The organism is Brachyspira catarrhinii (assembly GCF_005518285.1).
Classification (GTDB): domain Bacteria; phylum Spirochaetota; class Brachyspiria; order Brachyspirales; family Brachyspiraceae; genus Brachyspira; species Brachyspira catarrhinii.
Window position 1 is genome coordinate 1 of sequence record NZ_SJDU01000344.1, and the last position, 2,424, is coordinate 2,424.

2 protein-coding genes are annotated in these 2,424 nt (G+C 24.5%); both read left to right on the forward strand.

The window, feature by feature from the left end:
* Positions 1–1,349 (forward strand): tetratricopeptide repeat protein (locus EZH24_RS14190; RefSeq protein WP_419670459.1); only part of this gene is annotated, 1,349 nt, incomplete at its 5' end.
* An 18-nt stretch (positions 1,350–1,367) separates the two neighbouring features.
* Positions 1,368–2,424, forward strand: a 1,057-nt coding sequence (locus EZH24_RS10285) for a restriction endonuclease subunit S (protein ID WP_137999046.1), incomplete at its 3' end; no start/stop codon positions are given.

Here is a 2,424-nt window from a genome sequence, read left to right on the forward strand (position 1 = left end):
TAGAATTAAAAATAAAAAAAGTATTTAAGGATTTAAAAATAAGAAGCGATAAAATAGAAGAACAAACAAAACAGTCGGCAGAAAATGCTAATAAGGCTAAAATTAGCGAATTATTTACAAAAGCGTTAAATGAAGAAGATAAGAAAAAAACAGACGAAGCTATTAAATATTATACCGAATTATTGGAATTGGACAAAAATAATTCGGATGCTTTAAATAACAGAGGAATTTTATATAGCGAAAAATATATGGATAATAAAGGCGAGGAATATTTTAAATTATCTCTAAACGATTATAACAAGACGCTTGATTTAGATAAAAATAATTTATACGCTTTAGTTAATATTGGCGATTTATACGCTGGCAAATATAAAAATAAAAAAGAGGAAGAAGATTTTAAATTATCTTTAGATAGTTATAATAAAGTTCTTACTTTGGAAGAAAATAATTTTTCCGCTCTAATTAATTTAGGTTATTTATATTTTGATAGATATGTAAACAGTAAAGAAGAAAACGATTTTTTATTATCGCTAAATAATTTTAATAAAGTGTTATCTATTTACATTGATAACTCTTCCGCTTTAAGCGGTAGAGGTATTTTATATGGTAATAAATATATAAATACTAAAGATGAAAAATATTTTGAATTATCTTTAAATGATTATAATAAAGCGTTAAGTATAGATAAAAATAATCTAGAAATATTTAATAATATAGGTTTTTTGTATAATGATAAATATACAATTACTAAAGACGAGAAATATTTTGAACTATCTTTAAAATATTTTAATAAAGTATTAGATATAGAAGATAACAATATAAAAACTTTAGATAACATGGGTATTTTATATTACAATAAATATTGTTATACTAAAAGTGAAGAATGTTTTAATTTTTCTTTAAACTATTATAATAGAGCGTTAAACATAAATAAAAATGATTTAGATATTTTAAATCGTAGAATTCGTTTATATTTAGTTAATTATAGAATATCTGGCAATATTGAAAATTTAGAAAAAGCAAGAAAAGATATAGAATTTGGATTAAATTTAGATTGCTTTAATATAGAATTATTAACTACAAAAGGTATTATTTTATTATTTAGCTATAAAAGAGAAAAGAATGCAGAATTATTAAAAGAAACTGAAAAATATTTAAATTACGGTTTAAATAAGAATAGAGAAAATATGCATATAGGCGGGGGATATTATTATTTATCGCTACTATATAAAGAATATTCTCAATTAGAAAATATAGAAGATTCTAAAAAAGAAGAATATAAAAATAAAAGCGAAGAATGTTTAAAAAAATCTAAAGAATTAGGATATGAAAATTTTATTGAAGATTAATATAAATTAGTTAGAATTATGGATATTAAAGATAAACTACCTACAAATTGGAAAGAAGTCAAACTCGGTGATATAGCCGATATAACAATGGGGCAATCTCCAAAATCTCAATTCTACAATAAAGATAAAGAAGGCATGCCATTTTTACAAGGCAGTTCTACTTTTGGGCTTTTAAATCCTTCTTTTGAAATATATTCAAGCGACATTAAAAAAATAGCTGTTAATGGTTCTGTATTAATGAGCGTTCGCGCTCCTGTCGGTGATTTGAATATAGCAAATGCTGATGTATGCATCGGCAGAGGTTTGTGTTCTATAAATGGTAAAAATAAACATTCAAATAAATATATATATTATCTTTTGAATTATTATAAACCTCGCATTATTCATATGCAAAAAGGAACGACATTCGGAGCTATAACTAAAAACGATATTTTAAATTTTGAAGTCATAATAACGGAAGATATAGAAGAACAAAAACGCATTGCCTCTACTCTTTCAAAAATTGATGCATATTTAGAAAACACAATTAAATTAATCGAAGAAAAAGAAAAATTTAAAAGAGGAATAGCGAAAAAATTATTGACTTGTAAGAAAGGCGAAAATGTCCCCGAAGCGAGATTTAAAGGATTTAATGAGGAATGGGAAACTAAAAATTTAATCTCGGTTGCAAATATTAAAAAAGGAGAACAAAGAAATAAATTAGATTTAATTCCAAACGGAAAATATCCTGTGTTAAACGGCGGAATGAATTTTTCAGGTTATTACAATTCATATAATAGAGAAGCAAATACTATAACGATAAGCGAAGGCGGAAATGCAGGATATGTTAATTTTATAAAAGAAAAATTTTGGTCGAGCGGACATTGTTATACTTTACATGATATAAAAATTGATAAACATTTCTTATATCAATGTTTAAAAAATAGCGAGAAAAGATTAATGAAATTACAACTTGGCACTGCGTTAAAAAATATACAGCTATCTGAAATAAAAGAATTCACATTAGATATGCCAAAATCTATTGAAGAACAAAAAGCGATAGGCGAATATTTAAGAAGCGATAGGCGAATATTTA